Source organism: Paraburkholderia sabiae, from assembly GCF_030412785.1.
GTDB lineage: Bacteria > Pseudomonadota > Gammaproteobacteria > Burkholderiales > Burkholderiaceae > Paraburkholderia > Paraburkholderia sabiae.
Map to the genome: position 1 here is coordinate 3,479,585 of NZ_CP125295.1, position 25,119 is coordinate 3,504,703.

21 protein-coding genes are annotated in these 25,119 nt (G+C 61.6%); 5 read left to right on the forward strand and 16 right to left on the reverse strand.

Annotation, left to right across the window (positions count from 1 at the left end):
- Nucleotides 1-463: 463 nt before the first annotated feature.
- From QEN71_RS15665 to norR, 8 genes are all read right to left on the reverse strand, one after another.
- Complete coding sequence (locus QEN71_RS15665) at nt 464-1,741, reverse strand: virulence factor family protein (protein ID WP_201648594.1); 1,278 nt, start codon at nt 1,739-1,741, stop codon at nt 464-466.
- Nucleotides 1,738-4,332, reverse strand: a complete 2,595-nt coding sequence (gene mprF / locus QEN71_RS15670; protein ID WP_201648593.1) for a bifunctional lysylphosphatidylglycerol flippase/synthetase MprF — start codon at nt 4,330-4,332, stop codon at nt 1,738-1,740. Before mprF ends, QEN71_RS15665 begins: the two co-directional genes overlap by 4 nt.
- A 574-nt stretch (nt 4,333-4,906) precedes the next feature.
- Nucleotides 4,907-6,466: a DHA2 family efflux MFS transporter permease subunit gene (locus QEN71_RS15675; RefSeq protein ID WP_201648592.1), complete on the reverse strand. Its 1,560-nt coding sequence runs from the start codon at nt 6,464-6,466 to the stop codon at nt 4,907-4,909.
- Between the two features lie 75 nt (nt 6,467-6,541).
- Nucleotides 6,542-7,804, reverse strand: a complete 1,263-nt coding sequence (locus QEN71_RS15680; protein ID WP_201648591.1) for an HlyD family secretion protein — start codon at nt 7,802-7,804, stop codon at nt 6,542-6,544.
- A 34-nt stretch (nt 7,805-7,838) separates the two neighbouring features.
- The gene (locus QEN71_RS15685) at nt 7,839-9,347 is read right to left on the reverse strand and encodes an efflux transporter outer membrane subunit (RefSeq protein ID WP_201648590.1); all 1,509 of its coding nucleotides are present in this window, start codon (nt 9,345-9,347) and stop codon (nt 7,839-7,841) included.
- A 37-nt stretch (nt 9,348-9,384) separates the two neighbouring features.
- Complete coding sequence (locus QEN71_RS15690; protein WP_201648589.1) at nt 9,385-9,822, reverse strand: MarR family winged helix-turn-helix transcriptional regulator; 438 nt, start codon at nt 9,820-9,822, stop codon at nt 9,385-9,387.
- A 153-nt stretch (nt 9,823-9,975) separates the two neighbouring features.
- A complete protein-coding gene (locus tag QEN71_RS15695; RefSeq protein ID WP_201648588.1) occupies nt 9,976-10,413 on the reverse strand; it encodes a MarR family winged helix-turn-helix transcriptional regulator in 438 nt (145 codons plus the stop codon).
- Between the two features lie 88 nt (nt 10,414-10,501).
- Entirely contained in the window at nt 10,502-12,100 is a 1,599-nt protein-coding gene (gene norR / locus QEN71_RS15700; protein WP_201648587.1) for a nitric oxide reductase transcriptional regulator NorR, read from the reverse strand.
- Between the two features lie 132 nt (nt 12,101-12,232).
- On the opposite strand from norR, the gene hmpA reads away from it, so the two are divergent.
- Nucleotides 12,233-13,414, forward strand: a complete 1,182-nt coding sequence (hmpA, locus tag QEN71_RS15705) for an NO-inducible flavohemoprotein (RefSeq protein WP_201648586.1) — start codon at nt 12,233-12,235, stop codon at nt 13,412-13,414.
- Nucleotides 13,415-13,553: 139 nt separating this feature from the next.
- Here hmpA and catC read toward each other — a convergent pair whose 3' ends face one another.
- The 3 genes from catC to QEN71_RS15720 all read right to left on the reverse strand — a co-directional run bounded on the left by catC (nt 13,554) and on the right by QEN71_RS15720 (nt 16,061).
- A complete protein-coding gene (gene catC, locus QEN71_RS15710) occupies nt 13,554-13,844 on the reverse strand; it encodes a muconolactone Delta-isomerase (protein WP_201648585.1) in 291 nt (96 codons plus the stop codon).
- A 76-nt stretch (nt 13,845-13,920) separates the two neighbouring features.
- Nucleotides 13,921-14,823 (reverse strand): catechol 1,2-dioxygenase, encoded by a 903-nt coding sequence (catA, locus tag QEN71_RS15715; RefSeq protein WP_201648584.1) that lies wholly within the window; start codon nt 14,821-14,823, stop codon nt 13,921-13,923.
- An 80-nt stretch (nt 14,824-14,903) separates the two neighbouring features.
- A complete protein-coding gene (locus QEN71_RS15720) occupies nt 14,904-16,061 on the reverse strand; it encodes a muconate/chloromuconate family cycloisomerase (RefSeq protein ID WP_201648583.1) in 1,158 nt (385 codons plus the stop codon).
- 90 nt (nt 16,062-16,151) lie between these two features.
- Here QEN71_RS15720 and QEN71_RS15725 point away from each other — a divergent pair, with 90 nt between their 5' ends.
- Nucleotides 16,152-17,045, forward strand: coding sequence for a LysR family transcriptional regulator (locus QEN71_RS15725; protein WP_201648582.1), 894 nt, complete (start codon nt 16,152-16,154; stop codon nt 17,043-17,045).
- Here the strand turns inward: QEN71_RS15725 and QEN71_RS15730 are convergent.
- Both QEN71_RS15730 and QEN71_RS15735 read right to left on the reverse strand, forming a co-directional pair.
- Nucleotides 17,023-17,475, reverse strand: a complete 453-nt coding sequence (locus QEN71_RS15730; RefSeq protein WP_223957002.1) for a hypothetical protein — start codon at nt 17,473-17,475, stop codon at nt 17,023-17,025. The genes QEN71_RS15725 and QEN71_RS15730 overlap by 23 nt on opposite strands.
- A 116-nt stretch (nt 17,476-17,591) precedes the next feature.
- Nucleotides 17,592-18,830: a YbfB/YjiJ family MFS transporter gene (locus tag QEN71_RS15735; RefSeq protein ID WP_201648581.1), complete on the reverse strand. Its 1,239-nt coding sequence runs from the start codon at nt 18,828-18,830 to the stop codon at nt 17,592-17,594.
- A gap of 315 nt (nt 18,831-19,145) precedes the next feature.
- On the opposite strand from QEN71_RS15735, the gene QEN71_RS15740 reads away from it, so the two are divergent.
- From QEN71_RS15740 to QEN71_RS15750, 3 genes are all read left to right on the forward strand, one after another.
- Nucleotides 19,146-19,577, forward strand: a complete 432-nt coding sequence (locus QEN71_RS15740; protein ID WP_201648580.1) for a cupin domain-containing protein — start codon at nt 19,146-19,148, stop codon at nt 19,575-19,577.
- A gap of 449 nt (nt 19,578-20,026) precedes the next feature.
- Complete coding sequence (locus QEN71_RS15745; protein WP_051446208.1) at nt 20,027-20,350, forward strand: DUF3331 domain-containing protein; 324 nt, start codon at nt 20,027-20,029, stop codon at nt 20,348-20,350.
- Between the two features lie 508 nt (nt 20,351-20,858).
- Nucleotides 20,859-21,530 (forward strand): FMN-dependent NADH-azoreductase, encoded by a 672-nt coding sequence (locus tag QEN71_RS15750; protein WP_201648579.1) that lies wholly within the window; start codon nt 20,859-20,861, stop codon nt 21,528-21,530.
- Between the two features lie 98 nt (nt 21,531-21,628).
- Here the strand turns inward: QEN71_RS15750 and QEN71_RS15755 are convergent, their stop codons facing one another.
- The 3 genes from QEN71_RS15755 to QEN71_RS15765 form a co-directional block, all read right to left on the reverse strand.
- Nucleotides 21,629-22,180, reverse strand: coding sequence for an RrF2 family transcriptional regulator (locus QEN71_RS15755; protein ID WP_201648578.1), 552 nt, complete (start codon nt 22,178-22,180; stop codon nt 21,629-21,631).
- Between the two features lie 97 nt (nt 22,181-22,277).
- A complete protein-coding gene (locus QEN71_RS15760) occupies nt 22,278-23,204 on the reverse strand; it encodes a LysR family transcriptional regulator (RefSeq protein ID WP_201648577.1) in 927 nt (308 codons plus the stop codon).
- 217 nt (nt 23,205-23,421) lie between these two features.
- Entirely contained in the window at nt 23,422-24,891 is a 1,470-nt protein-coding gene (locus QEN71_RS15765; RefSeq protein ID WP_201648576.1) for an NCS1 family nucleobase:cation symporter-1, read from the reverse strand.
- Between the last annotated feature and the right edge of the window lie 228 nt (nt 24,892-25,119).

Here is a 25,119-nt window from a genome sequence, read left to right on the forward strand (position 1 = left end):
ATAAAGGCTGAAAAGATTGCGAAGGTACGGAAAATCGCGCATTACCCTTTAACGCAATGCACCCACGAGATGCAATAAGCGCATTCGTTCGAATGCGACCAGAAGGCGTTTAAAGCGTTCTGCGACAAGGCTTTGGCGCATGTCGCCCTGGATGTTGCACTGCGATTACCAACAGTGGCATATCGCTTGCATTAATGACCGGCAAGCGCTGTGTCACGACGACCGCCTGGTCTCGGCAGTCGCACAGGGAGAAGAGAGATGCCTTATCTGATTGGTTGGTTGCTAGGTGTGCCGCTTATCGTCCTTGTGATTCTGTATCTGATTTTCCACTGAGGACGCACAGCCAGCGCGATCGTTGCGATCGCCTTCCAGAAGTACAAACGCGGGCCGTGGCCCGCGTTTCATCGCAGGAGCGGCGAGCGTGCATTCACTCGTGCCCGCTCGCCGCTCGCGTCTTGCTTTATCAGACTCCGCCAGCCTGCTTTTTCAATGCATTGAGAATGCGCTTTTCAAGCGCGGCATAGTCGTGCCCGAAGTGATGATCGCCCGAAGTGCGGATCACTTCGACGCCCGTCTTCGTGAGCGTCGGGCAAAGCGTGTCGTCCTCGTGTTCGCCGTAGAAGCACTGCACGATCTTCGGCGGCAGGCGCGCGAATTCGGGTTTCACCGAAAGAGCCTTGTCGCTGGCAGGCATGCCCAGCCAGCCCGTCACGCGGATCTGGAAGTCCGCTGAGGGCGCGAAGCCGAGCAGCGAAATCAGCGAGACCTTTGCGCGCACGGCATCGGGCAAACGGTTGTACGCGAAGGGCATCACGTCGGCGCCGAACGAATAGCCGATCAGCGCGACATGGTCCGCGTGCCAGCGCGACGAGTACGTTTGCAGCACGCGCGAGAGATCGTGGCTAGTCTGTTCCGGCGAGTGCTCGGACCAGAAGTAGCGCAGGCTGTCCCAGCCGATCACAGACACGCCGTCCTTCTGCAATTCTTCGGCGATCGTCTTGTCGAGATCGCGCCAGCCGCCGTCGCCGGAAATCACGATTGCCATCAGGCCGTTCGGATGCGCAGCGGGCAGTTCGATCAGCGGCAGATCGGAGACGTCCTCTTCCTTCATCACGGCGACGCGCAGATGAGGCGTCGTCAAGTCGACGATGCGTTGCGTGCCCGCCGATGCGTTCGCATCCGTTTCGGCGAAACCAGGCAAGCCCGGACCATGCGTGACGGTCGGATCCGGCGCGCACGGATTGAAGCGCTTGTCGAGCGTGCCTTGCGGCGCGACGGCGACTGCGCCCGCCACGGTGTTTTCAGGCGCCTGCTTGAGCACCTGCATCGCGAGCGTCGCGCCTTGGCCCGTGCCCGCAACGATCGGCATGAAATAGCGGTTCGACTGCACCTGCCGTTCGAGTTGATGGCTCACGGCTTCGGCATCGCCGACCAGTTGATGACACGCTTCCTTCTTCGCAGCGAGATTCGCAGCGTACTTCGCGGTATCGACGCCGACCACCATCGCGCCGTTCTTCGCGAGCGCGTCGGCGGCCTGCTGATCGGCCGGTTTCCAGCCGCTTTCACGCGAGTACAGCACGACGAAGCCGCGCACATCGCCTGTCGGCTTCGTCACCGTGACGTCGCCGTAACGGCCGCCCGACACGGTCTCATACGCATGCGCCGTCGGCACGACGCCGGCGAGCGAGCACAACGAAACGCTCGCCAGTGCGGCGAGCCGGTAAAACTTTTGCATGGTCATGAACGCCGGCCCCCTGCCAGCAGCGAAAGGTCTGCCAGCGTGAAGAACACGCCGACGGAACCGGATGCAGCGAGATAGCGCGGCTCCCAATGAGGCTGAAATTTGCTCTTGAAAGCGCGCAGTCCGCGGAAGTTGTAGAAGCGGCCGCCGAAGCGCCACACGATGTTCGCGAGCCGGTGCCAGCGCGACGCGAGCGGCGTCGGCGACATGCCGGAGAACGGCGCGATGCCGAGACTCAGCGAACGGAAGCCCGCATGCTTCAGATGCAGCGCAAGCTGCGTGAACAGATATTCCATCGCATACGGCGAGGCTTCGGGCACATGGCGCATCACGCCGACGGTCGCTTCGGTGTTGAGATCGGTCGTCATGAACGTGACGAACGCGACGGGCTCGCCGTTCTGACGCACGAGCATCACCGATTGCGCGGCCAGATAGTCCTCCGTAAATGCAGCCACGGAGAAGCTCTTTTCACGCGCATCGCGGCTGTCGAGCCAGCCATCGGAAATCGTGCGCAACGTTGCGATCGATTCGGGCACGCGCGCCGGTTCGATCACTTCGACAGCGAAACCATCGCGCTCGCCGCGTTTGAGCGCATAGCGCAGATGCGCGCGATGCGAGCCCTTCAGATCGAATTCATCGAGCACGACGTGCGCTTCTTCGCCGAGCTTCATCAGCGTGAGACCGGCGTCGAGATAGAGCGGCAACGCGTTCGCACGCACCTGGTAGAACGCCGCGCGACCGCCGTGCGCATGCGCGAGCGCAACGAACTTGCTGATCAGATCCGCCCATTCCGCGCGCGGACCGACGGGGTCGTGCAGCGCGGCCCACGTGCGGCCGTATTTCGCGTACATCAGGAACGCCTGGCGCGACTCGGAGAACAGGAAGCTCTTGTCGCCCATCAGCGCGAGGCCCGCGTCGCTGCGCTCCTGCGCGCGAAAGATGCGCGCGGCGTCGTCGAGATCGTGTTTTGCGGGCTTTTCGAAGCGGCCCGCAGCGGGACGCAGCAGTTGCCAGAACGAGAAGGTCGCGGCGAACAGGCTTGCGGCAAGCGTCGCGCGCAGCGCGCGCGGCGCGCGCTCGTCGAACGCGAATTGCCACCACAGGTCGCGCGTATAGGGCACGTCGCGGAACGCGAACAGCATCACCCACACTGCGAGCATCAGCACCATCGCCACGGACACCAGCCAGCCCGCCGTGAAAGGCTCGGCAAACAGCGACGAGCGGCGATTGAAACGCGAGCGCGTCGAGATCAGCAGCACGATCAGCGTCGTCAGCACGCCGGCTTCGACGAAGGCGAGACCCTTCGTCAGCGACAGCGCGAGACTCACGACAGCGAGACCCAGCGTGAGCCACCATGCGGCATCGAGCCGTCGCGACAAGCCGCGCGCGACGAACAGCAGTGCGACGCCGACCAAGCTGCACAGCATCTGCGAGCTTTCGAGCACCCACAGGGGCACGAGATCGCGCAGGATCGCGATGCGCTGCAGGAACGCAGGCGTCGCGCTCGAAATCACCAGCATGCCGCCGACCACGAAGGTCAAGAGGCTCAGGAACAGCGGCGCGAGCTGCGACACGGTGGCCGCGTGATGCAGCGGCAGGTGCTTCTTCAGCGCACGTCCTTCGAAACCGGCCAGCAGGCCCGCCGACACGATCAGCGGCAAGCCGAAATAGATCGCGCGATACGCGAGGAGCGCGGCGACCATCGAATGCGTCGGCACGCTGCCGCCGAGCGCGAACACCATCGCCGCCTCGAACACGCCGACGCCGCCCGGCGTATGGCCGATCAGGCCGAGCAGCATCGCGGCAGCGTAGATCGTGATGAACGACACGAAGCCGACATGCGCGTGCGGCAGCAGCGCCCACAGCGCGAGCCCGGCCGCGACGACGTCGAGCACGGCGAGCAGAATCTGTTCGATGAAATCGCGGCGCGCGGGGATGTCGAACGACAGCCAGCTCCAGCGCGTGCGGATCTGGCGCGTGCTCTTGCCGCACGCGAGCGTCAGCAGAACGAGCACCGTCAACAGCGCCGCGCCGCCCCACGCGAGCGCGCCCGTGGGGCTGTGCAGCATCGGGGCGAGCGTCTGCGCGTCGTACAGCATGCCGAGCGCGGTCATCAGAACGAGTGCCAGCGCCAGCGACACGCTCGTAAACACCGTCATGCGGCCGATTTGCGCGGGTGTCACGTCGGCGACGGCGTACACGCGCGCGCGCACCGCGCCGCCCGTCAGCGCGCCGAAACCGGTCGCGTTGCCAAGCGCCGAGCCCGCCGTCGCGCCGATCCACAGCGCCGCACGCGGCACCGCCTTGCCGATGTAGCGCAGCCCCACGGCGTCGCGCCCGACGAGGGCGATATAGCTGAGGATCGTCGCGCCGAGCGCAGCCGACCACTCGCCCGCTGTCAGATGCCGCAGATGGCGGATCACCGACTTGTAATCGACGGCCTGCGACAGATGCTGGAACACGATCAGCAGCAGCACGCAGACACCGAGCGACAACGCGGGCGACAGCACACGCCGGCTGCCGGCCACGGCGCAAGCTCGCTGAAGCAGCGCGGCCGCGCGGCTAATAGAAGAACGGGGATGGTCAGACATGGATGAATCCGGGTATTGCCTGATGTTTCAACAATGGTCTCGTTGCTGAAGCATCGAATAAGGTTGGATTTCGGAGCGTATCGGACGCTATCGTCGTCCGGAATTCGCCTGTTTCAACTCTTTACAAATGGACAACGGCAAATTGTCCAAAAGGTTGACATCGGGAACGACCCGAAGGCGATTTTTTGCAGTTTTCGCTTAAGAAATCCTGATGTGAGGGAGGATCGACCTGAAATTGAGTCGAATTTGCCTGGCTCGAAGACGGTGCGGCTCGCTGCTGCCAATCGGGCGCTCAGCGCCAGCCCGCATGCGGATTCGCTTTCCAGCCGGTGCGACCCGGTGGATGTACCGGTTAGTACAAACCCTGACGGCGCATGTCCTGCATTCCGGCCTTTCGAGCCCGGACGCACGATACCAGATTTGACATTACGTTTTGCCTTCTCGCACGTTCTGGCCGCTTTCAACACCCTACGGTTCAGCGACAGGCATCCGCCCGATTCCCCGGCGGCGCAATGCAAAAGGCCCCGGTTGTCTGCCAACCGGGGCCTTCCTTGTTGCGTGCAGTGCGCCGCGCTCAGTGGGCGCCCGACGCCGCGGCGCTGCCGCCGCCGCCCTTACTCGGCTTCGTCAGCCAGATCAAGGGAATGATCACGATGAAAATCATCGACGACAACCAGAAGATGTCGTTCAGCCCGAGCATCGCGGCTTGCGCGTTCAGCGACCGTTCGAAGAACGCGACGGCCTGATCGGAGCTGCCGCCGAGCGCCGCGTGGATGCTCGTGAGCGCGCCTGTGTAATCGGGATTCGTCGCGCTCGACTGTTCCGCGAGTTGCGCATGATGCAGGATCGTGCGGTTGTTCCAGCCGGTCGAAATCAGCGACGTCCCCACGCCGCCCGCGAAAATCCGCACGAAGTTCGACAGACCCGCCGCGGCCGGAATCTTTTCTGCAGGCAAGCCGGAAAGGATGATCGCCGTCAGCGGCACAAAGAACAGCGCCATCGGAATGCCTTGCAGCAGGGTCGGCAGAATCAGCGTCCACTGGTCGACGCCCGTCGTGTAGTGCGAGCGCATGATGAACACCCCCGCAAAACCGACGAAGGCAAGCGTCGCGAGCACACGCGCATCGGACTTCGGCATGATCTTCGCCATCACGGGCGCGAGCAGCACGGCGAAGACGCCGAGCGGCGCGGTCACGAGCCCTGCGTCGACGGAACGATAGCCGAGATAGCCCTGAATCCATTGCGGCAGGATCACGAGGTTCGCGAAGAACACGGCGTACGCAACCGAAATCGCAATCGTGCCGCCACGGAAGTTCTGCCCCGCGAAGAGCCGCAAATCGACGATCGGGTTCTTCTCCGTGAACTCCCAGATCAGGAAGAACAGGAAGCTGATCGCCGCCACGATCGTCAGCGCCCAGATTACGGGCGAGTTGAACCAGTCGAGATCCTTGCCCTTGTCGAGCATGATCTGCAGTGTGCCGACCCACATGGCGAGCGACAGCAGGCCGATCTTGTCGATGGGCAGCTTGCGCGTCTGCGATTCGCGGTCGCGATAGAGCATCCACGTCACGCCCGCCGCGAACAGGCCCACGGGAATGTTGATGTAGAAGATCCACGACCAGCTGTAGCTGTCGGTGATCCAGCCGCCGAGCGCGGGGCCAGCAATCGGGCCGACCGTCGCCGTCATCGCCCACAGCGACAACGCCGTCGAGCTTTTTTCCTTCGGATACGAAGCGAGCAGAATGGCCTGCGACAGCGGCGTGAGCGGTCCCGCGACGAGGCCTTGCAGCACGCGCGCGGCCAGCAGCACGATCAGGTTCGGCGCGACGCCGCACAGCCACGACGAGAACACGAACAGCAGGATCGACACGACGAACAGCTTGATCTGGCCGACGCGCTGCGTGAGCCAGCCTGTCAGCGGAATCGCGACGGCATTGGCCGCCGAAAACAGCGTGATGACCCATGTGCCTTCATCGACGGATACGCCGAGATTGCCGGAGATGGTCGGAATGGCAACGTTCGCGATGGACGAGTCCAGCACGTTCATGAACGTGGCGAGCGCGACGGCGAGCGTCGCGAGCACCAGCTTGCCGCCCGTGAACGGCGGCGGTGCGGTTTGCGTAGAAGGATTCATGGCGGCTTATCTATCTGACCTGTCAGGTAATTGAGCAAGCGAAGGCGCATCGATGAGTCGCGTCTTCGCTCCGGTTCAGCCCGCGTGCTTCGGAAGCGGCCGGGCGGCTTCCGCATGCGTCGGCACCATGTTCTGCGCGATGATCCGGTCGATCTCCGCGTCGGCCTGCGCGCCGTATTCGGCGAACACGTCCGTGCGATACGTCGTGTTCATCGCGGCGCCGAGTTGTTCGCCTGTGTTGTCGCGCGTATCCACGTCGACATCCATCGACAGACCGATCCGCAGCGGATGCGCTTCCAGTTCCTTCGGATCGAGCTGGATGCGTGCGGGCAAACGCTGCACGACCTTGATCCAGTTGCCCGTCGCGTTCTGCGCAGGCAGCGTGGCGAACGCGCTACCCGTTCCCGCCGAGAAGCCCACGACGCGGCCGTGATACTCGACCTTGCCGCCGTACACATCGGCTGTCAGCGTGACGGGCTGGCCGATGCGCATGTTGCGCAGCTGGCTTTCCTTATAGTTCGCGTCGACCCACACGCCGTCGAGCGGCACGATCGCCATCAATGGCGTGCCCGGCGACACGCGCTGTCCGACCTGCACCGAGCGTTTCGCGACATAACCGGTGACGGGTGCGGGCAGCGTGTTGCGCGCATACGCCAGGTACGCGTCGCGCACCTTCGATGCCGCGGCCTGCACGTTCGGGTGTTCCGCGACCGTCGTGCGATCGGTCAACGCGCGGTTCGCTTCCGCCTGCTGGCGCGCGGCATCGAGTGCGGCCTGCGCGGCCGTCACGGTGTCGCGTGCATGCGCGATGTCTTCGGCGGAAACCGCCCCTGTTCCAGCAACCGCCTGGCGGCGGCGCAGATCGTCCTGTGCGCGAGCCAGATCCGATTGCTTCTGCGCGACGTTCGCCGCGTAGAAATCGTTGTTCACGTACAGGCTGCTGACTTGCCGCACGGTTTGTCCGAGCGTCGCTTCGGCATTGCCGAGCGCGACCTTTGCGTCTGCGTTGTCGAGCTTCACAACGGAGTCGCCCATCTTCACGATCTGCGTATCGTCGGCATTCACGGCGATCACGGTGCCCGTCACTTGCGGCGTGAGTTGCACGAGATTGCCGCTCACGTAGGCGTCGTCGGTGGACTCGTGATAACGCGCGTACGTCATGTAGTACGCGCCGTAAGCAGCCGCCGATGCGACGACGGCCGCGCCGAGCAGCGACAACAGCAGCTTGCGTTTGCGCGTGTTGGGCTCAGCGGCGCTTGCAGCTTCTGGTTTTGCGCGCGGCGCTGCCGCTTGAGTCGCTTGTGTCGTTTCGCGCTCGGTGTTTTCGATTTCGCTCATGTTCTGTTCTCCAGGCAATTCGATCGGTAGGCGCTCAATGCGCGGCGTTGGAAGACGTTTCAGGGGCAGACGCGATGTGCGCGTTCTGATCGGTGTTCGACGTATCGACGAAACCGCCGCCCAGCGCGGACGCCAGCGCGATCTGCTGATCGCGGCGGTCCATGCGCAGATTCGCAACGGCCTGATCGGCGGCGAGCGCGTTGACGTCGGCATTCAGTACGGTCAACTGGTTCGTGAGCCCGGCCTTGTATTGCACGAGCGCGAGCGTGTCGGCCTGGCGCGCGGCATCCTGTGCGGTCTGGGCGTCGACGAGTTGTCCATCCGTCGAACGCACGCCCGCGAGTTGCGTGGCGACCTCGCTCAATGCGGTGACGAGCGTCTGGTTGTAGGTCGCGACGGCGTAGTCGAAATCGGCGTAACGGCCCTTCAGTTGCGCACGCAGTTCGCCTGCATCGAAGATGGGCAGATGAATCGCGGGACCGGCCGATGCCGTGCGGCTCGCCGCCGTCAGGAAGCGTCCGAAGCCGAACGCGTCGAGTCCGATCGCGGCGCTCAGGTTGATGTCGGGATAGAACTCGGCCTTCGCTTCCTTCACGTCGTGCGTCATCGCATCGACGCGCCAGCGCGCAGCGACGATGTCGGGACGACGGCTCACGAGATCGGCGGGCAGGTTGTCGGGCAGCTTCACTTCATCGCCGATACCGAGCGTCGGGCGCGCGATCTGCAACCCACGGTCGGGTCCTGCGCCGAGCAGCGCGGCGATCTGATAGCGCGTCGTGAGAATCTGACCGTCGAGCGATTTCAGCGTCGCGCGGCTCGTCGCGAGATTCGCTTGCGCCGTCTTGCGCTCGACTTCCGTATCGAGCCCCGTCGCGATGCGGCCCGCCGTGATCCTGTCGATTTGCTCGCGCTGCGCGATTTCCTGCTGCGCGATATCGCGCAGCGCATAGAGACGTGCAAGCTGGTTATAGGTGCGCGCAATCGAGGTCGTCAGCGTCAGCTTGATCACTTCGGCATCGGCCTGGCTCGCCTGCAGTTGCGAGATCGCGGCCTTCAGCGCTTCGCGATTCTTGCCCCACAGGTCAAGATCGTACGAAGCGCTCAGCAGACCCTTGTTCTCCGTCTGCCACGAACCGCCATATGGGGGCGGCACGAGCGCCGTGCTCGAATATTGCTGACGTGTCAGCGAATAGCTCGCATCGACGCGCGGCATCGTGCTCGCCTTCGCCGTTTCGCTAAACGCCGCCGCCGATGCCACACGGGCGCGCGCCTGCTCCAGCGTCGGACTGCCCTTCAATGCTTCGTCGATCAGGGTTTTCAGCTGCGCATCGCCGAACTGGTCGGCCCAGTTCGCGGCAGGCCAATGGCCCTGCTCCGCGGGAATGCTTTGCTGCGTCGCGTACTGCTGCGGCTCGGCCGTCTTCGCGTCGCTATGAATACCCGCGTAGTTCACGCATGCCGACAGCACGGCCGCAAACATCACCGACACGCCGACCTTCAGTGCGCCGGAAGCGCGCCGCCTCATATTTGATTGCTTGTTCATTGTCTGACCTATCAGATAATCGGATAAAAAAACACGTTCAATCGTTGAGGAACTTGCCGAGCAAGCGGCGCAATTCGTCGAATTCTTCCTGCGTGAAGCATTGCAGCCGCGCATTCAGCACATCGGGTGCGATTTCCGTGATCCGCAGCGCGACTTCGCGGCCCGCTTCCGTCAGTTCGAGATTCACCACACGGCGGTCGTCGTGGTCACGCGTGCGCGTCAGCATGCCGAGCGTTTCGAGCTTGTCGAGCGTGCGCGTCATCAGGCCCGTGTCGATGCCGAGATGGCGCGACAGCATTGCCGGCGTCGTATCCGTGCCGCGCAACAACGACATGAAAATGCCGACATGGTGAGCCCGCACGTTCAGACCCTTCACCGCTGCGTCCATTTGCACGACGATCAGGTTGCGCGCCTTGCTGATCGCGAACCCGACGTTGTCGGTCAAATGAAAATCTTCCTTCGAATAGTGCGACATCTCTGACTCCTCGCTATTTGCACGAACAATAATTGACATGTCAGATATAGTCAACGGCATCTGAGCGCAACTCATTGTTACGTCAGAAGCAACAGCGCTTATCTATCGAAGGGATAATGCGACGCTGCGAGGCAGGAGGCGGGATCGGGGGATTCAGTCGCTCACGAACTTGCGCAGCAGGCGGCGCAACTCGGTGAGTTCGGCTTTCGTGAAGTCTTTCAGGCGTGCGTTGAGCACGTCGGGCGCAATCTCGGGGATTTCGTCGGCGACCGCGATGCCGGCTTTCGTCAGCGCAAGGTTGACGACGCGGCGGTCCTGGTCGTCGCGCGAACGCACCACCAGCCCTTTCGCTTCGAGCTTGTCGAGCATCCGCGTCATCAGCCCTGTGTCGATGCCGAGCATCTTCGACAGTTCGAACGGCGTCGACGCGAGCTTCTGCCTGAGCATCAGCATGATGCCCATTTGCTGGCTTGAGATGTCGAGGTCTTTCAGCGCCGCATCCATCTCGGTCACGATCACATTGCGTGCCTTGACGAGTTGATAGCCGACGCTCTCGGTGAGCCTGAAATTGTCTTTGGTGTAGTGACGCACGCGAAGCCTCCTGAACGATCGACCGGCGATCTGACTGACAAATCAGATACTACCAAATCAGATCTCCGAAGCCTTCGCCAATTGCGGCTTATTTGAGCCCGAGTCGCTTGGCGAGCCGGTTCAGATTCGCGCGATCCATGCCGAGCGCACGCGCGACGGCCGCCCAGTTGTGATTGTTCCGCTCCAGCGCGTCGCTGACGAGCGTGCGCTCGTAGGCCGTCACGGCGCTGCGGAAGTCGGTGACGTTCGCGTCGCCGGCATTGGCCGAGCCCGCGCTCGCTGCCGCCGCCAGCAGTTCGCCGCCGCTATTCGCCGACATGCCGAGATCCGCCGCCGTCAGCGTCAGAATGCGCGGCCGCTCGCGATGACGCGACAGCGCCTTGAACGCGCTGCGGCCGATCATATGCTCGAGTTCGCGCACGTTGCCGGGCCAGTTGCACGAAAGCAGCGCGCTTTGCGCGTCCTGCCCGAGCCGGATGCTGAGCAGCCCGAGCCGCGCGCGATTCTCTTCGAGGAAAAAGCCCGCGAGCAGCAGCACGTCGCGCCCGCGCTCGCGCAACGGCGGCACGCGCAGCGGATACACGCTCAGCCGGTGATACAGATCCGCGCGAAAACGCCCGTCGCGCACTTCTTCGGCGAGATCGCGATTGGTCGCGGCGATCAGCCGCACGTCGACCTTGTGTTCGCTATCCGAGCCGATGCGCTGCAGCTGCCCGTTTTGCAGCACACGCAGCAGCTTCGCCTGCACGCCGAGCGGCAGCTCGCCGACTTCATCGAGAAACAGCGTGCCGCCGTCGGCGAGTTCGAACTTGCCGCGCCGATCCGACGACGCACCCGAAAACGCGCCGCGCACATGGCCGAACAGTTCGCTTTCCACGAGCGTATCCGGCAGCGCCGCGCAGTTCAGGCTGATCATCGGCTTGTTCGCGCGCGGCGAGCCGGTGTGGATCGCGTTCGCGACCAGTTCCTTGCCGACACCCGTTTCGCCCGTGATCAGCACGGTCAGATCGCTGTTCGCGACCACGCGGATTTCGTTGACCAGCTGCTGATGCGCGGTACTGCTGCCGATCAGGTCGCGGCTGCTCTGCCCGCTCGCCTGCCGATACGCCTCCGCGCGCTGGCGCTCCTCTTCCGTATTGCGCTCGAGCGTATCGATGCGTTCCGCCACGCTCACCGTCGCCGCAGCAAGGCTGAGAAACGCCTGCAGCGTGTTCATGTCGATCGTGTCGAAGCGCTCGGGATCGAGCGAATCGAGCGTCAGCAGACCCCACGGCCTGCCGCCGATCAGCAGCGGACAGCCAAGGCAATCATGCACTTCGAGGTGCCCGCTCACGCCTTGCACGAGGCCGTCGTAGGGATCAGGCATGTCCGAGTCGGCGGGAAAACGGGTCGGCTCTTCACTCGATAGCAGCGCTTCGAAACGAGGATGGTCGCTCACGCGAAAGCGGCGGCCGAGCGTGTCGCCCGTCAAACCGTCGATTGCGAGCGGCACGAGCGTGTCGTCATCCAGACGCAACAGGGCCGCTGCATCGCCGGGAAAAAGCGTGCGCAGCGTCGTCAGAAGACGGCGATAACGCTCGCGCTCCGGCAGGTCGCGCGACAGATCCTCGACCAGCGGAATCAGCGCGTCGAGCACCTTGGATGCAGTCAGTTTGACTTCGATAGAAGTCGTTTTAACCCTTGTCATATACACGTCTGATGTTTCTAAGCGACTGATTTTACGATGTTTTAAAGCTGGCCCGATAGCTGCATTAGAGATTACCCGAAGCCCGCCGAATTTGCGCGGGACCCACTCACCCCAAACGAGAGGTATCAACTCATGCTGTCAGCCGAACATCGCGCAATCGTCAAGGCAACCGTTCCCCTGCTCGAAAGCGGCGGTGAAGCACTCACGACGCACTTCTACAAGACCATGTTGTCGGAGTACCCGAGTGTGCGCCCGCTGTTCAACCAGGCTCACCAGCAATCAGGCGATCAGCCGCGAGCGCTGGCGAACGCGGTGCTGATGTACGCGCGTCATATCGAACAACTCGAACAACTCGGCGGACTGGTTTCGCAAATCGTCAACAAGCACGTCGCGCTGAACATTCTGCCCGAGCATTATCCGATCGTCGGCGCATGTCTGCTGCGCGCGATCCGCGAAGTGCTCGGACCGGAAATCGCCACGGATGCCGTGATCGAAGCGTGGGGCGCCGCGTACGGTCAGCTGGCCGATCTGCTGATCGGACTCGAAGAGAAGGTGTACGTCGAGAAGGAAACGGCGAAGGGCGGCTGGCGCGGCACGCGTCCGTTCACGGTGGCGCGCAAGGTCAAGGAAAGCGACGAAATCACGTCGTTCTATCTGCGTCCCGCCGACGGCGGCGATCTGCTCGAATTCCAGCCGGGCCAGTACATCGGCTTGCGTCTGGTCGTCGACGGTGAAGAGATTCGCCGCAACTACTCGCTGTCGGCTGCGGCAAACGGCCGCGAATACCGGATCAGTGTGAAGCGCGAGCCGCATGGCAAGGGCTCGAACTATCTGCACGATGCCGTGAACGAAGGCGACACGCTGAATCTGTTCGCGCCGTCGGGCGACTTCACGCTCGAGCACAACGACAAGCCGCTCGTGCTGATCAGCGGCGGTGTCGGCATCACGCCGACGCTCGCGATGCTGAATGCCGCGCTTCAAACGTCGCGTCCGATTCACTTCATTCACGCGACGCGTCATGGCGGCGTGCACGCATTCCGCGACGTGATCGACGAACTGGCGGAACGTCATCCGCAGCTCAAGCGCTTCTATGTGTATGAAAAGCCGCGTCAGCAGGACGATGCGCATCACGCGGAAGGCTTCATCGACGAAGATCGTCTGATCGAATGGATGCCCGCGACGCGTGACGTCGATGTGTACTTCCTCGGACCGAAGCCTTTCATGAAGGCTGTGAAGCGTCACCTGAAGGCGATTGGCGTGCCTGAAAAGCAGAGCCGTTTCGAGTTCTTCGGCCCTGCCGCCGCACTCGACTGATACCGCGTTTCTGGTTGTAGTTGTTGTAGTGGTTGTTGTCTGTTGAAGGCTACCCTGTAGTACTTTGGAAGAGACCGTGTTCTACGTCTCTTCCTTTTTTGTTTGAGCTTGCCTTAAAGACTGCGACGCATGGAAGCGATTAGCGATCGTCTTCGTGAATCGACGACGGATGACGGCACATCGCATCCACCGTCACTTCCATATACGGATAAAGCGGCAACTGCATTAGCAGATCGTTCAATTGCGCGGGGCTTTCCACGTCGAACACACTGTAGTTCGCATAGAGCCCTGCAATGCGCCAAAGGTGTCGCCAGATGCCTTCTTTTTGCAAACGCTGCGCCAATGCCTTTTCATTGGCCTTCAGTTCATTGGCGCGTTCGACGGGCATATCGGGCGGCAGCTTGACGACCATCTTTACGTGAAAAAGCATGCGTGTACTCCCTGTTGATTCATTGCTTTAAACAAAAGCGGCCGCCTGAAGCGGCGGCCGCTGCCGTGCAGCGCAATCAGGCGCGCACGCGTTCCACTTCGCTCGTCGGCACGTTGTTGCGGTCCTTGACGAGACTGAAGTCGAAATCGATCAGCGAAAACTGGCCGTCGATGCCATAAGACTTGCCCGTCGCGCCTTCTTCCTTCTTGACCGCGGGCACGAGGCCTTCGCGCGTCGCGAATGCAAAGTCATCCCACAGATACGGATCGCCTTCGATATTGATCTGCGTGGTCAGCTTGCGGAAGCCCGGTGCCGACACGAAGAAGTGAATGTGCGCGGGACGATGACCATGACGGCCAAGCTGATCGAGCAGCTGTTGCGTCTTGCCTTCCGGCGGCACGCTATAGCCGATCGGCACCACGCTGCGGAAGCTGTACACGCCGTCCGCGTCCGTGCGGATCGAGCGACGCAGGTTGAACTCCTGCTGCGACTTGTCGAAGTGCGAGTAGTTGCCCAGATGGTTCGCGTGCCACACTTCGACCAGCGCGCCCTTCACCGGCTGACCGTCTTCGTTGAGCACACGACCACGCATGACAAGCGTTTCGCCCGGCTCGTTGCCGTTGTCGAGACGCGCATGGCTGGTCGATTCCGGCGCACCCGCCACGTACAACGGACCTTCGATCGTGCGCGGCGTGCCGCCCGCAACGCCGGCCTTCGCTTCCGCTTCGTCGAGTCGCACATCAAGGAAGTGCTCGAAGCCGAGACCCGCAGCCAGCAGACCCAGTTCGCCGCTTTGGCCCGCTTCGCCGAGATAGTTCAGCGCGGCCCAGAATTCGTTCGGCGTGACGTCGAGTTCGTCGATCGTGATGAACAGATCGCGGATGATGCGGTTCACGACCTGCTTCGTGCGTGCGTTGCCTTCGTGCGTGGCGCTTTCGTTGATCTTGTTCAACAGCGCGTCGATGGTTTCGATGTTCATGGGGATGTCTCCTTTTAGTCCAATCACTGATGACGATGCCAAATGTGCTTTACGGGGCCGCTATTTCAGCACCGTCATAGCTAACCTTTGACCACACTCGCGCCGTGCTTCGAATCGCGGCGCAGTCTCCCGATCTTGTCGAGGTCGAGTTGAATTCCGAGTCCGGGGCCTTGCGGCAATTGCAACGAGAAGTTCTCGTAACGCAGCGGCTCCGTGAGAATTTCTTCCGTGAGAAGCAGCGGCCCGAACAGTTCGGTGCCCCACTTCAATTCGCGGAACGTGCTGAAGAGTTGCGCGGAAGCGATCGTGCCGACCGCACCTTCCAGCATCGTGCCGCCATACAGATCGATGCCTGCTGCGAGCGCGATCGCAGCGACATTTGCCGCGCCCGTCAGGCCGCCCGACTGCGCGATCTTCACGGCGAATACATCGGCGGCGTGCGCGCTGGCGACGTCGAATGCATCGACGGGACCATGCAATGCTTCGTCGGCCATGATCGGCACCGTCGACCGATGCGCGAGCCGCTTGAGGCCGCGCCGGTCTTCTGCAGCGATGGGCTGTTCGATCAGATTGCAGCCTGCGTCCGCGAGACGCTCGCTGGCCCAGATCGCTTCCGTCTGGCTCCATGCCTGATTCACGTCGACGCGCACTTCCGCGCGGTCGCCGACAGCCGCCTTGATCGCGGCCACATGCGCGATGTCGTCAGCGGGGGCACGCGTGCCGATCTTGAGCTTGAACACGCGATGCCGCTTCATTTCCAGCATCGAATGCGCTTCGTCGATATCGCGTCCCGTGTCGCCACTGGCCAGGGTCCACGCGACCTCGACCGAATCCGTCACGCGACCGCCGAACAGTTCCGACAGCGGCACGCCGAAGCGTTGTGCCTGCGCGTCGAACAGCGCGGTTTCGACTGCGCACTTGGCGAAGCGGTTGCCCTGGAAGCACTCGCGCAGCTTCGCCATCGCCTGACCGGGACGGGTCGCGTCCATGCCCTTGAGCATCGGCGCGAAATAGGTATCGATGTTGGTCTTGATGCTTTCGGGGCTTTCCTCGCCGTAAGCGAGGCCGCCGATCGTCGTCGCCTCGCCCCAGCCCGTTATACCATCCGCGCATTGAATCCGGACCAGCACGAGGGCCTGGCAATTCATCGTGGCAACGGACAGGCGGTGCGGGCGGATCGTCGGAACATCGACGAGAATCGTCTCTACGGCTTGTATCTGAACGGGGCTTGGTATCATACGGCTCTCCTGCTGTTGTGCTCATACTAGGGGCGCCGGCGGAATCCGTCCAAGACCGATTGAGTCTATTTCCATACCTTCGGGGCATAGATGGAACTGCGTCAACTTCGCTATTTCGTGGCCGTCGCTGAGGAAAGGAACTTCACCCGGGCGGCCGAACGCCTGAACATGACGCAGCCGCCGCTCTCGCGGCAGATCCAGCAGATCGAAGACAGTGTGGGACTTGCGCTGTTCGAACGCGGCGCTCGGCCGCTGAAGCTGACGGAAGCCGGACGCGTGTTCTATGTGCAGGCCAAGCGGCTGCTCGAAGAGAGCGACGAACTGCTGCCGCTCACGCGGCGTCTTGCACAGCTTGCCGAGCGCATCGTGATCGGCTTCGTGCCTTCCACGCTATACGGCCCGCTGCCCGATGTCATTCGCGCGTTCAGGGAAGCCGCGCCGCTGATCCAGATTTCGCTGATCGAGATGTTCACGATTGAACAGTTGAGTGCGCTCAAGGGCGGACGTATCGATGTGGGCTTTGGTCGCCTGCGCTTCGACGAGTCGCAACTCGCGCGCGAAGTGCTCGTCGAAGAGCCGTTGATTGCTGCATTGCCCGCGGGTCATGCGCTCGCCGATGCGACGAAGCTGACGCTCGACGCGTTGTCGAAAGAAACAGTGATCATCTATCCATCGACGCCGCGTCCGAGTTACGCGGACCAGCAACTCTCTGCGTTTCGCGATCACGCCGTCGAACCGGCGGCCATTCATGAAGTGCGGGAATTGCAAACGGCGCTTGGACTCGTTGCCGCGCAAGTGGGCGTGTGTCTCGTGCCGGAAAGCGTGCGGGGATTGCGCGCGCGTGGCGTGACGTACCGGTCGATCGATGAAACGAATGTGTCGTCGCCCATCATCATGAGCCGGCGTCTGCAGGATCAGAGTCCCACCACGGATCTGTTCTGTTCGATCGCGCGAGATCTGTTCAAGAAGGCGTCGTCGGTCTAGCCGCAGGCGACAGACTCAACGAAAGCAGCGCACCCGCCTTCAGCACGCACTCGACCAGCGATTGCGTAAAGATCCACGCCGACTCGTGCAATTCGACGGGCAAGCCCGGCACGATTGCAACGAGGCTCAGTCCGCAGAGAAACGAAAAGATCCATTGCGCACGCCTGATTCCGCGTGCAGCCGCAATGCCGATCACCGTCCACGCGATCTTCGCGATTGCGAGTGCGGCGACGCCGAGATCGCCGGCAGAAGGATCGAACTCCGCGGGCATTTCGATCAGCGACCAGGTGCACACGCCGAGAATGAGAAGGCGCGGCGCGAGTGACAGCCGTGTCACGGCACGCCGCGTCGACGAAGTGGCGTCGATGTCATTCGGGAACGAACGGTCCACGCCTGCCTTCACGTTCGAAGCCTCCGCGTCGTTTTGCATGATGAGGGAATTGTCGGTCGTCGAGCGCGTTAGCGGTAGTTAATCCTTGTTAACGTGTAGCGCCCGTTTATCCTCATTAAACGATTTGATCGGAGGTTCTTTTCAAACGAAGCGCTTTATTCGTGAACGCGTTCGGCGGATTGTTCAGGCTTTCGCGCAAACAACGGCGACGCAAAGTCCGTCATCACGAGCACGACAAGTGCCACAGCGCCAATCGCAAACAGCAGCCGATGATTGCCGCCGCTCGCGTTAAACAGCGCGGAATACGCATAGCCCGCGACGGCCTGAAACGCGGCAAAGGTCGTGGTCACACGGCTCCAGACCATGTGCTGTCCGGCATGATCGTTCGGCACTACTTCATGCACACGCGTGAGCATCATCGGTACGACGCCAGGCGGAAAGCTGCCGATCACCAGCGTCAATACGCCGATCACGATGTGATTGCTCGATACCGCCAACACAGCGACGACGCAAACCTGCAGTATCGAGAGCACGCGGATCGCAAAGCTTCCGCCGAAGCGATCGGCCACGAAACCGTACACAGGTGCGCCGAAAATCGCGCCCACGCCATACAGAATCCAGTACGACGCGCCCACGTGCGCCCCTGCTCCGAGCCCGCGCGCGATGAAGTCGACCAGAAAGACCATCGTCGGAACGAGGCCTAGCGCCATCAGCGCATATTCGGCGTAAAGGACGCGCACGATCGCAGGAAGTTGTGCTTTCGCCGCTTGCGAAGCGTGCGCGTGTGCGTGCGATTTCGTAGCAGACGGCCAGCCGGACCACGTTGCGGCCGTCAATGCCGCCGACAGAATCGCGATGCCGATCCACGTGTTCCGCAAGCCAAGGTTGAGCAGCAACGGGACGATGGTTCCGGATGCGGCAATTCCGACGCCAAGGCCGAGAAAGATCGAACCACTCGCCAGCCCTTTGCGATCCGCCGGCACATGCGGCAGCACCGTCGCGGCCACCAGCACCATGATCGTTCCGCCTGCCACGCCCGACAACAGTCGCCAGAAGAAAAACCACGCGACGGATACGGGGAATGCACACGCAAAAAATGCCGCTGTGACCAGCACCATCATCGCGCGCAGTGTGTACGTGTTGGTCAACCGATGCGCGACAGGGCGCCCCAGCAGCGCGCCGAGCAGATAACCAGCGAGATTGGCCGCGCCCAGATAAACGACATCCGAAGCCGAGAACCAGTGCGCCTGAATCAGCGGCGGAATGAGCGGCGTATAGGCAAAGCGCGCCAGCCCGATACCGACGAGGCTCGCGCTGAATCCCGCAAAGATGTGCCGCCAGATGGCGGCTCGGCCGCCGACGGCCGTTGTCGAAAGTGATGCATCGGTAGACATGAAAACAGATTCCGCTTGAGGCCGCGCATTGCGCGGCGGTTTGTCAGGAGCGTGCGATATCTCACCCGCAATCTTTGACACACTTGTCAATGTCGCGGATTCTAGACACGCGTGACAAGAATCGCAAGAATCCATACCGTTGAAAGGGTGAAGTGGATCTGACGACGACGCGCGCCCACAGCGCGCTCCCTTGCACGGGTTCGAAAAAGCGATTACCCTCCGAACTACGACAACACGAATCGCAGTTATGACGTCGACGTACATGTGCTTCATAGCCAGCGCGTCGTGTACGACAATTTTTTATCGGAGAGTCAAGTGAATTTTGTTCATACTGTTCTTGCATCAACCGCGGCGGCATGCATCGCGCTGGGCGCCGCACATCCGGCGCACGCACATGGTATCGATGGCCCGCGCGAAAACATCAGCCCCGCATTTCAGACGGCTATCGCGAATGTGCCGGGCAAGACCATGACGGCGATCGTCGTCGATTACAAGCCGGGTGGCGTGTCGCCTTCCCATCGTCATGGCCAGGCGTTCGTGGTCGGCTATGTCCTGCAAGGCGAGATCCGAAGCAAGGTCGACGATGGCGAAGAGCGCGTCTATCACGCAGGTGAAAGCTGGACGGAAGCGCCCGGCGTGCATCACATGGTGAGCGAGAACGCGAGCAAGACCAAGCCCGCAAAGCTTCTTGCCATCTTTGTCGCCGACGACAACGATAAGAACCTCGTCACGTGGGACAAGAAGTAATAGCGATGCATATTTAGGCCGTTAGCAAGGCCTCAAGCCATACACAAAGACATAGCCACGGCTATGTCTTTCCTTAAGAAAATCAACGACCTGAAGCGCGACAAGATTACGTTGCGCATTCCGGTTAACAACGCTTAACTTGCTGTATGGCCGCCTGAACGTCCAATATAGAGTCACGGCGCGTTGATGGCGGGAATCGATTTCGCGCATAGCTGCGCGCCATGCAGGCATGTCGCTGGAACTGCCTTGCGAGCCACACCGAGAAACACGTCAGCAGCAGCCCCTCGGCCGCGTCAAAGCGTGCCGCCAGCCAAACTCTGTGACGGAGGTGAATGATGACTCGTCCGGTTGAAGAAGATATCGTTCGACGTGCATTGGTGGGCGTCCTGATGCCCACACCGCTTGAATCGATCAAGAAAGCACAATACGGTCCAAAGAAAAAATTCCGCATGACCAAGCGGCCACCGCCCGAGGCGCTCGCACCTGCCCCTGTCGAGCCGCCGCCGGCGCATATCTCCATCCTCGAACAACTGTCGTCGAAGACGCTAAGCGTGTGCTGGAGCGACCCGCGCTCGGGTCATTACGCGGATCAGGTATGGCGGATCGGCCTTGCTCGCATGGATTCGTTTTGCGTATTGACGGGCATGCCGATACGACGCGGCGACCCAGTGTTTCGTCCGCGCGCTTGCGAGAGCTATTTCCCCGCCAATCGCGACCGGATGATTCTGGCGTCCGCCGTGCCCTCCTGTCCGAGCGGAATCATGCTCGATTGAAGATCGAGCGCACGGTCATTCGCATACTGTAGAGCCTGAACAAACCTTAAGCGCCACGGGCTGCAACGCCTTGGCGCATTGACTTTCTGAAGCCGCGTCGCCAAATGACGCACGCGTCGCGCAACATTCGTTGCAGGTGCCGCATCGATCCATCACGCACGGCTTAAAGGGTTTGCGTGCCTTTGTCATACGCATGACTTTTTGCTGTTGCACAGCAGTCCATCAAAGCATCGGCTTTTAGGTGGCACCTGTGTCGCGACCGCCTCACTTCATCGTGTTGCAACCGAATCGATCCGCGCAACACTGAATCTCTTTTTTCCCTCATGTTGAATCACGGACTGCTCAAGCATCCGCGAGCGCCTTGTCGCGCAAGGCCGCGGCGCATTCTCACGCCGTCTCGCACCGCACATGGAAGCTCCATCAGCCGTGTCCTTCCGGTTGCAGAGTGCCGATGAAATCTCTATCCTCGCTACTACGATACATTGAGTCGTAGTTACTGGAGAGCGATATGAAGATTTTCCACGTCGATGCGAGCGCCAAGCGCGAACGGTCCAATTCCCGTGCGCTGTCGCGCGAGTTCATCGAAAACCTGCGAGCAGAAGGCGTGGAGGTCGAAGTCGACTATCTCGACGTCACCGTCGATACGCCGGCGCACGTCACCGAGGCATTCGCCATCGCGACCTATCATGCGGAACACGAACGCACGGACGCCATGCGCGCCACGCTGGCGCCGTCCGATGCGCTGTGCAAGCGGCTGCTGGAAGCCGATGCTTTCGTCTTTGCGATGCCCATGTACAACTGGTCGATGCCTTCGGCGTTCAAGGCGTTTATCGACAACGTGACGCGTACGGGCATTACCTATAAGAATGCCGAGGATGGCACCATCGTCGGGCAGCTGAACCGCCAGAAGACGCTGTTCATCACCACGCGCGGCGCCGATTTGCGCCCGGGCACGGTGTTTTCGTCGATGGACGCGCTCACGCCGGCGCTCAACGCGGCATTCTCGTTCATCGGCGTCAGCGAGCCGCGCTTCGTCGATGCGCAGCCGTTGCAGTTTTCGGATCAGGAAGCGCGCACTGAAGCGCTGAAGCGTGCCAAGGCAGAACTGGCGGGCGTGGCCGCGGAGTGGGCCGCATGGGAACAGGTGCGCGTAGACAGCGAGCAGTTCGAGACAGTCTAATCGTCAGCGCAAAGGGCGAAAAGAAAAGGCCGCAGCTGTTCAGGCTGCGGCCTTCGTCATACCAATTGCCTATTGTTCAGAAGCAGCTCAGGAACGGTTCAGGAACGCGCACCGGAACCCGACCCGCTGCGATCGCGCCGCCTGCCCGCCGTACGGCCGTCAAGCCATTTGACGACTTGCGGCCCATACGTGCGCGGCGCCTTCGCCGACGTGCGCACCGCCAGGTCGTGAAGCGATTGCGAGGCGAGTGCTTCGTGCATGCGCTTCTCCGCGTTCTGCATCACGGCGTGGATCGAGCACACGCCGCTCGATGCCCACGCCGGCGCGGTTTCACCGAATACCGCGCAACGCGCGCGCACTTCGCGACATTCGAACAAGGCCTTGTCGCCGTCGATAGCCGTCACCACGTCCAGCACCGAAATCTGATTTGCCGGACGCGCCAGCGCAAAGCCACCCTTGGCGCCTTCCGTTGCGATGACGAGCCCTGCCTTGTGCAGTTTCGTAAATAGTTTCGCGACGTAGTCGGCCGGCACGCCTTGCAGCTCCGCCAGATCGCGCACGCTCGCCTCGGCCACGCCGCCTGGCGCCGCTTCCGTGAGAAAAAGCAGGCAATGCAAGCCGTATTCGACGCCTGCGCTGATGTGAGACATAGCCACTCCGACAAAGATAATCGCAGTTAGGCTACCTGCTTTCATCTGTCGGTGCAACTCACCATACGGTTAACGTCTGAACAATCGAAGCGCCGTGCTAAAGCGGACGCAGACTGTCTAGCGGATGCAGTTCAAGCGTATCGTCGACAGCCAGTTCGCGCGCGATGAAGTCGATCAGCGTGCCCACCCGCCGGCTCGGCACAGCGCCGGCATAGACGGCGAACAGATCGACGCGCTCGCCGATGTACGAATCCAGCGCGGTCTCGAGCCGCCCCGACAATAGCTCGTGATAGATGTCCCAACGGTTCTTCAGCACCACGCCATAGCCGTTCACCGCCCATTCGCGCAGCACGCCGCCGTCGCTCGCCACGCGATTGCCCGACACTCTGACGGCGATCTGCTTGCCGTCCACGACGAACGGCCAGTTCGTGAACGGCGCATCGGGCCGCTCGAGAATCAGGCAATTATGCGAGGACAGTTGCGACGGATGCATCGGCTTGCCATGCGTCGCCCAATAGGACGGCGCGGCGCACACGACGCGCGGCCCCGTCAACAGCAGGCGCGCCTTGAGCCGCGAATCGATCAGCGGACCGTTACGTAGCGCAAGATCCAGGTGCTGATCGACCAGATCGACCACCCCGTCCGTTAGCAACAGCGACACCTGAACCTGCGGATACAGGCTCATGAACTTGTCGAGCAAAGGCACGACGCGCGTGCGGCCGAAATCGGTGCTGGCCGTCAGCCGGACCGGTCCGTGCAACGGACCGTCCTCGCGCAGACTCAGGATCGCCGCATCCCAATCGGCAAGCACGCGGCGCGCGTCGTCGAGAAAGCGCTGCCCTTCATGCGTAAAAGCGAGGCGTCGTGTGGTGCGCATGATCAGGCGCGCGCCGACTTCTTCTTCAAGCTTCTGCAACGCGAGCGTCACCGTCGATGTCGATACCGTGCTCTTTCGCGCGGCCGCGGAAAAGCTCCCGGCTTCGGCGATTTCGACAAACAGCCTTAACGCGTCAAGCCGGTCCATCTTCGTGTCCGTTCGAAAGTGCTGGCAATATGGAGTTGTTTCGATTCGGCGGCCATGCTCCTATACGCGCACGCATATAACGGCAGTGGCGCGCCCCTGCACGTCACGAATCGACTCCTGAGTATCGAACACTTTGATCGGTGTCTAACGACAAACTAGCGCCCAAATCCGTCCATAACGCCACAGCGTGTACGCGTGTGCTATGACGCCAGGCACATCACGTCCTGCGCGCGGCCCGCATCATGAACACGTACAGCAATGCGCCCGCCACGGCGCCGATCAGCCAGCCGAAGTTGTTTTCGGGCAGAACATGCAGAAGTTGCGTGCACAATTCCCAGCCGATCGAAATGCAGCCCGACAGCAATAGCGCTGCAACGCCTACGCGATTCCAGCCGCCGTCGTAATAGAAGCGGCCCGTCGAGGCCATCGTGTACAACTCGGCAGTTTGTACCTGCTGCTTCTTGATCAGATAGAAGTCGGCCATCATCACGCCGTAAAGCGGGGCAAGCACCGCGCCGAATACGCTGACGAAAATCGTAATGGCCTTCGGGCTGTCGACGAATATCCACGGGCAAACGACTACGGCAAGAATCGACGCGATCAATCCGCCGCGCTTGAAGTCGACATGCTTGGGGAAGAGGTTCGCGAGATCGTAAGCAGGCGAGACGAAATTGGCGACAATGTTGATGCCCATTGTCGCCACGATGAACGTGAGACTGCCGATCACCACGGCCACTTTATTCTGGATGTGGGCGACGATCGCAACCGGGTCCATGATCATCGAGCCGAACACGCTTGCGCTGCCCGACGTCACGATCACCGTGATGATCGCGAAGACGATGAAGTTGACGGGCAGCCCCAGGAAATTGCCGACCTTCATTTGATGCTCGCTCTTCGCAAAGCGCGAGAAGTCGCCGAAATTCAACAGCAGCGCGGCGAAATAACTGACGACGAGCAGCACTGCATTGCCCATGCCCGCGAACTGCTCCGAGCCCGTTAGCGTTTTGCCGCCAAGCGTCAGACTCAGGCTGCCAAGTCCCGCTTGCGAAAGAATCCACGCCATCAGCGCGAACATCACGACATAGACAGCGGGACCGCAAAAGTCGATGAACTTGCGGATCGTCTCCATGCCTCGCTGAAAAATGATCAGCTGGAAGATCCACATGAAGAGGAAGCTCACCCAGCCCAAACCGTCGAGGCTCAGGAAGCTGACGTTGCGCAACGCGGCCGATGCAGGGATGAACAAAAGCAGCAGTGTCGCCACTGCTTTGGATGCGAAGTAGGTCTGCACGCCGTACCAGACGATACCGACCACGCCGCGGATCACGGCCGCGAGGTTCGCGCCCATCACGCCCATGCTGACGCGCGCCATCACGGGAAACGGAATACCGTGCATATAGCTCGGTTTGCCGACCCAGTTCATCAGCACGTAGACGATGAGAATGCCGACCGTCAGCGCAATCAGCACCTGCCAGCCGGAAATGCCGAGTAGAAAGAGACTTGCCGCGAACGTATAGCCGCCGACGCTATGCACGTCGGACATCCACATCGCGAAGATGCTGTAGCCCGTCCACGTGCGCCGCGTGTGGGGCACGGGCGCAAGGTCGCGATTGTGCAAGCGCGAATCGGCCTGCTCGATGGAATCGCCGACGCCGTGCGGCGCATCGAAAAGCGGTGACGTGGACATGGCTCCCCCTGCTGAAAGACGCATGGCCGTCTTCCGAAGACCGCCATGACTTGACGATGCGACGTAGCGCGCAGGCACGGTCTACCGCAAAACCCGAATGAAATCGCGATTCGCGACGAAGGGTCTTATGTCTGCAATATAGATTGTTTTAGTAATAAAAGCGCTTGTCGATGCTGTCAAAAAAGCGCGGCGTCGAAGTTGAGCGGCAAGGAGGAAGAAGGCGGGAGG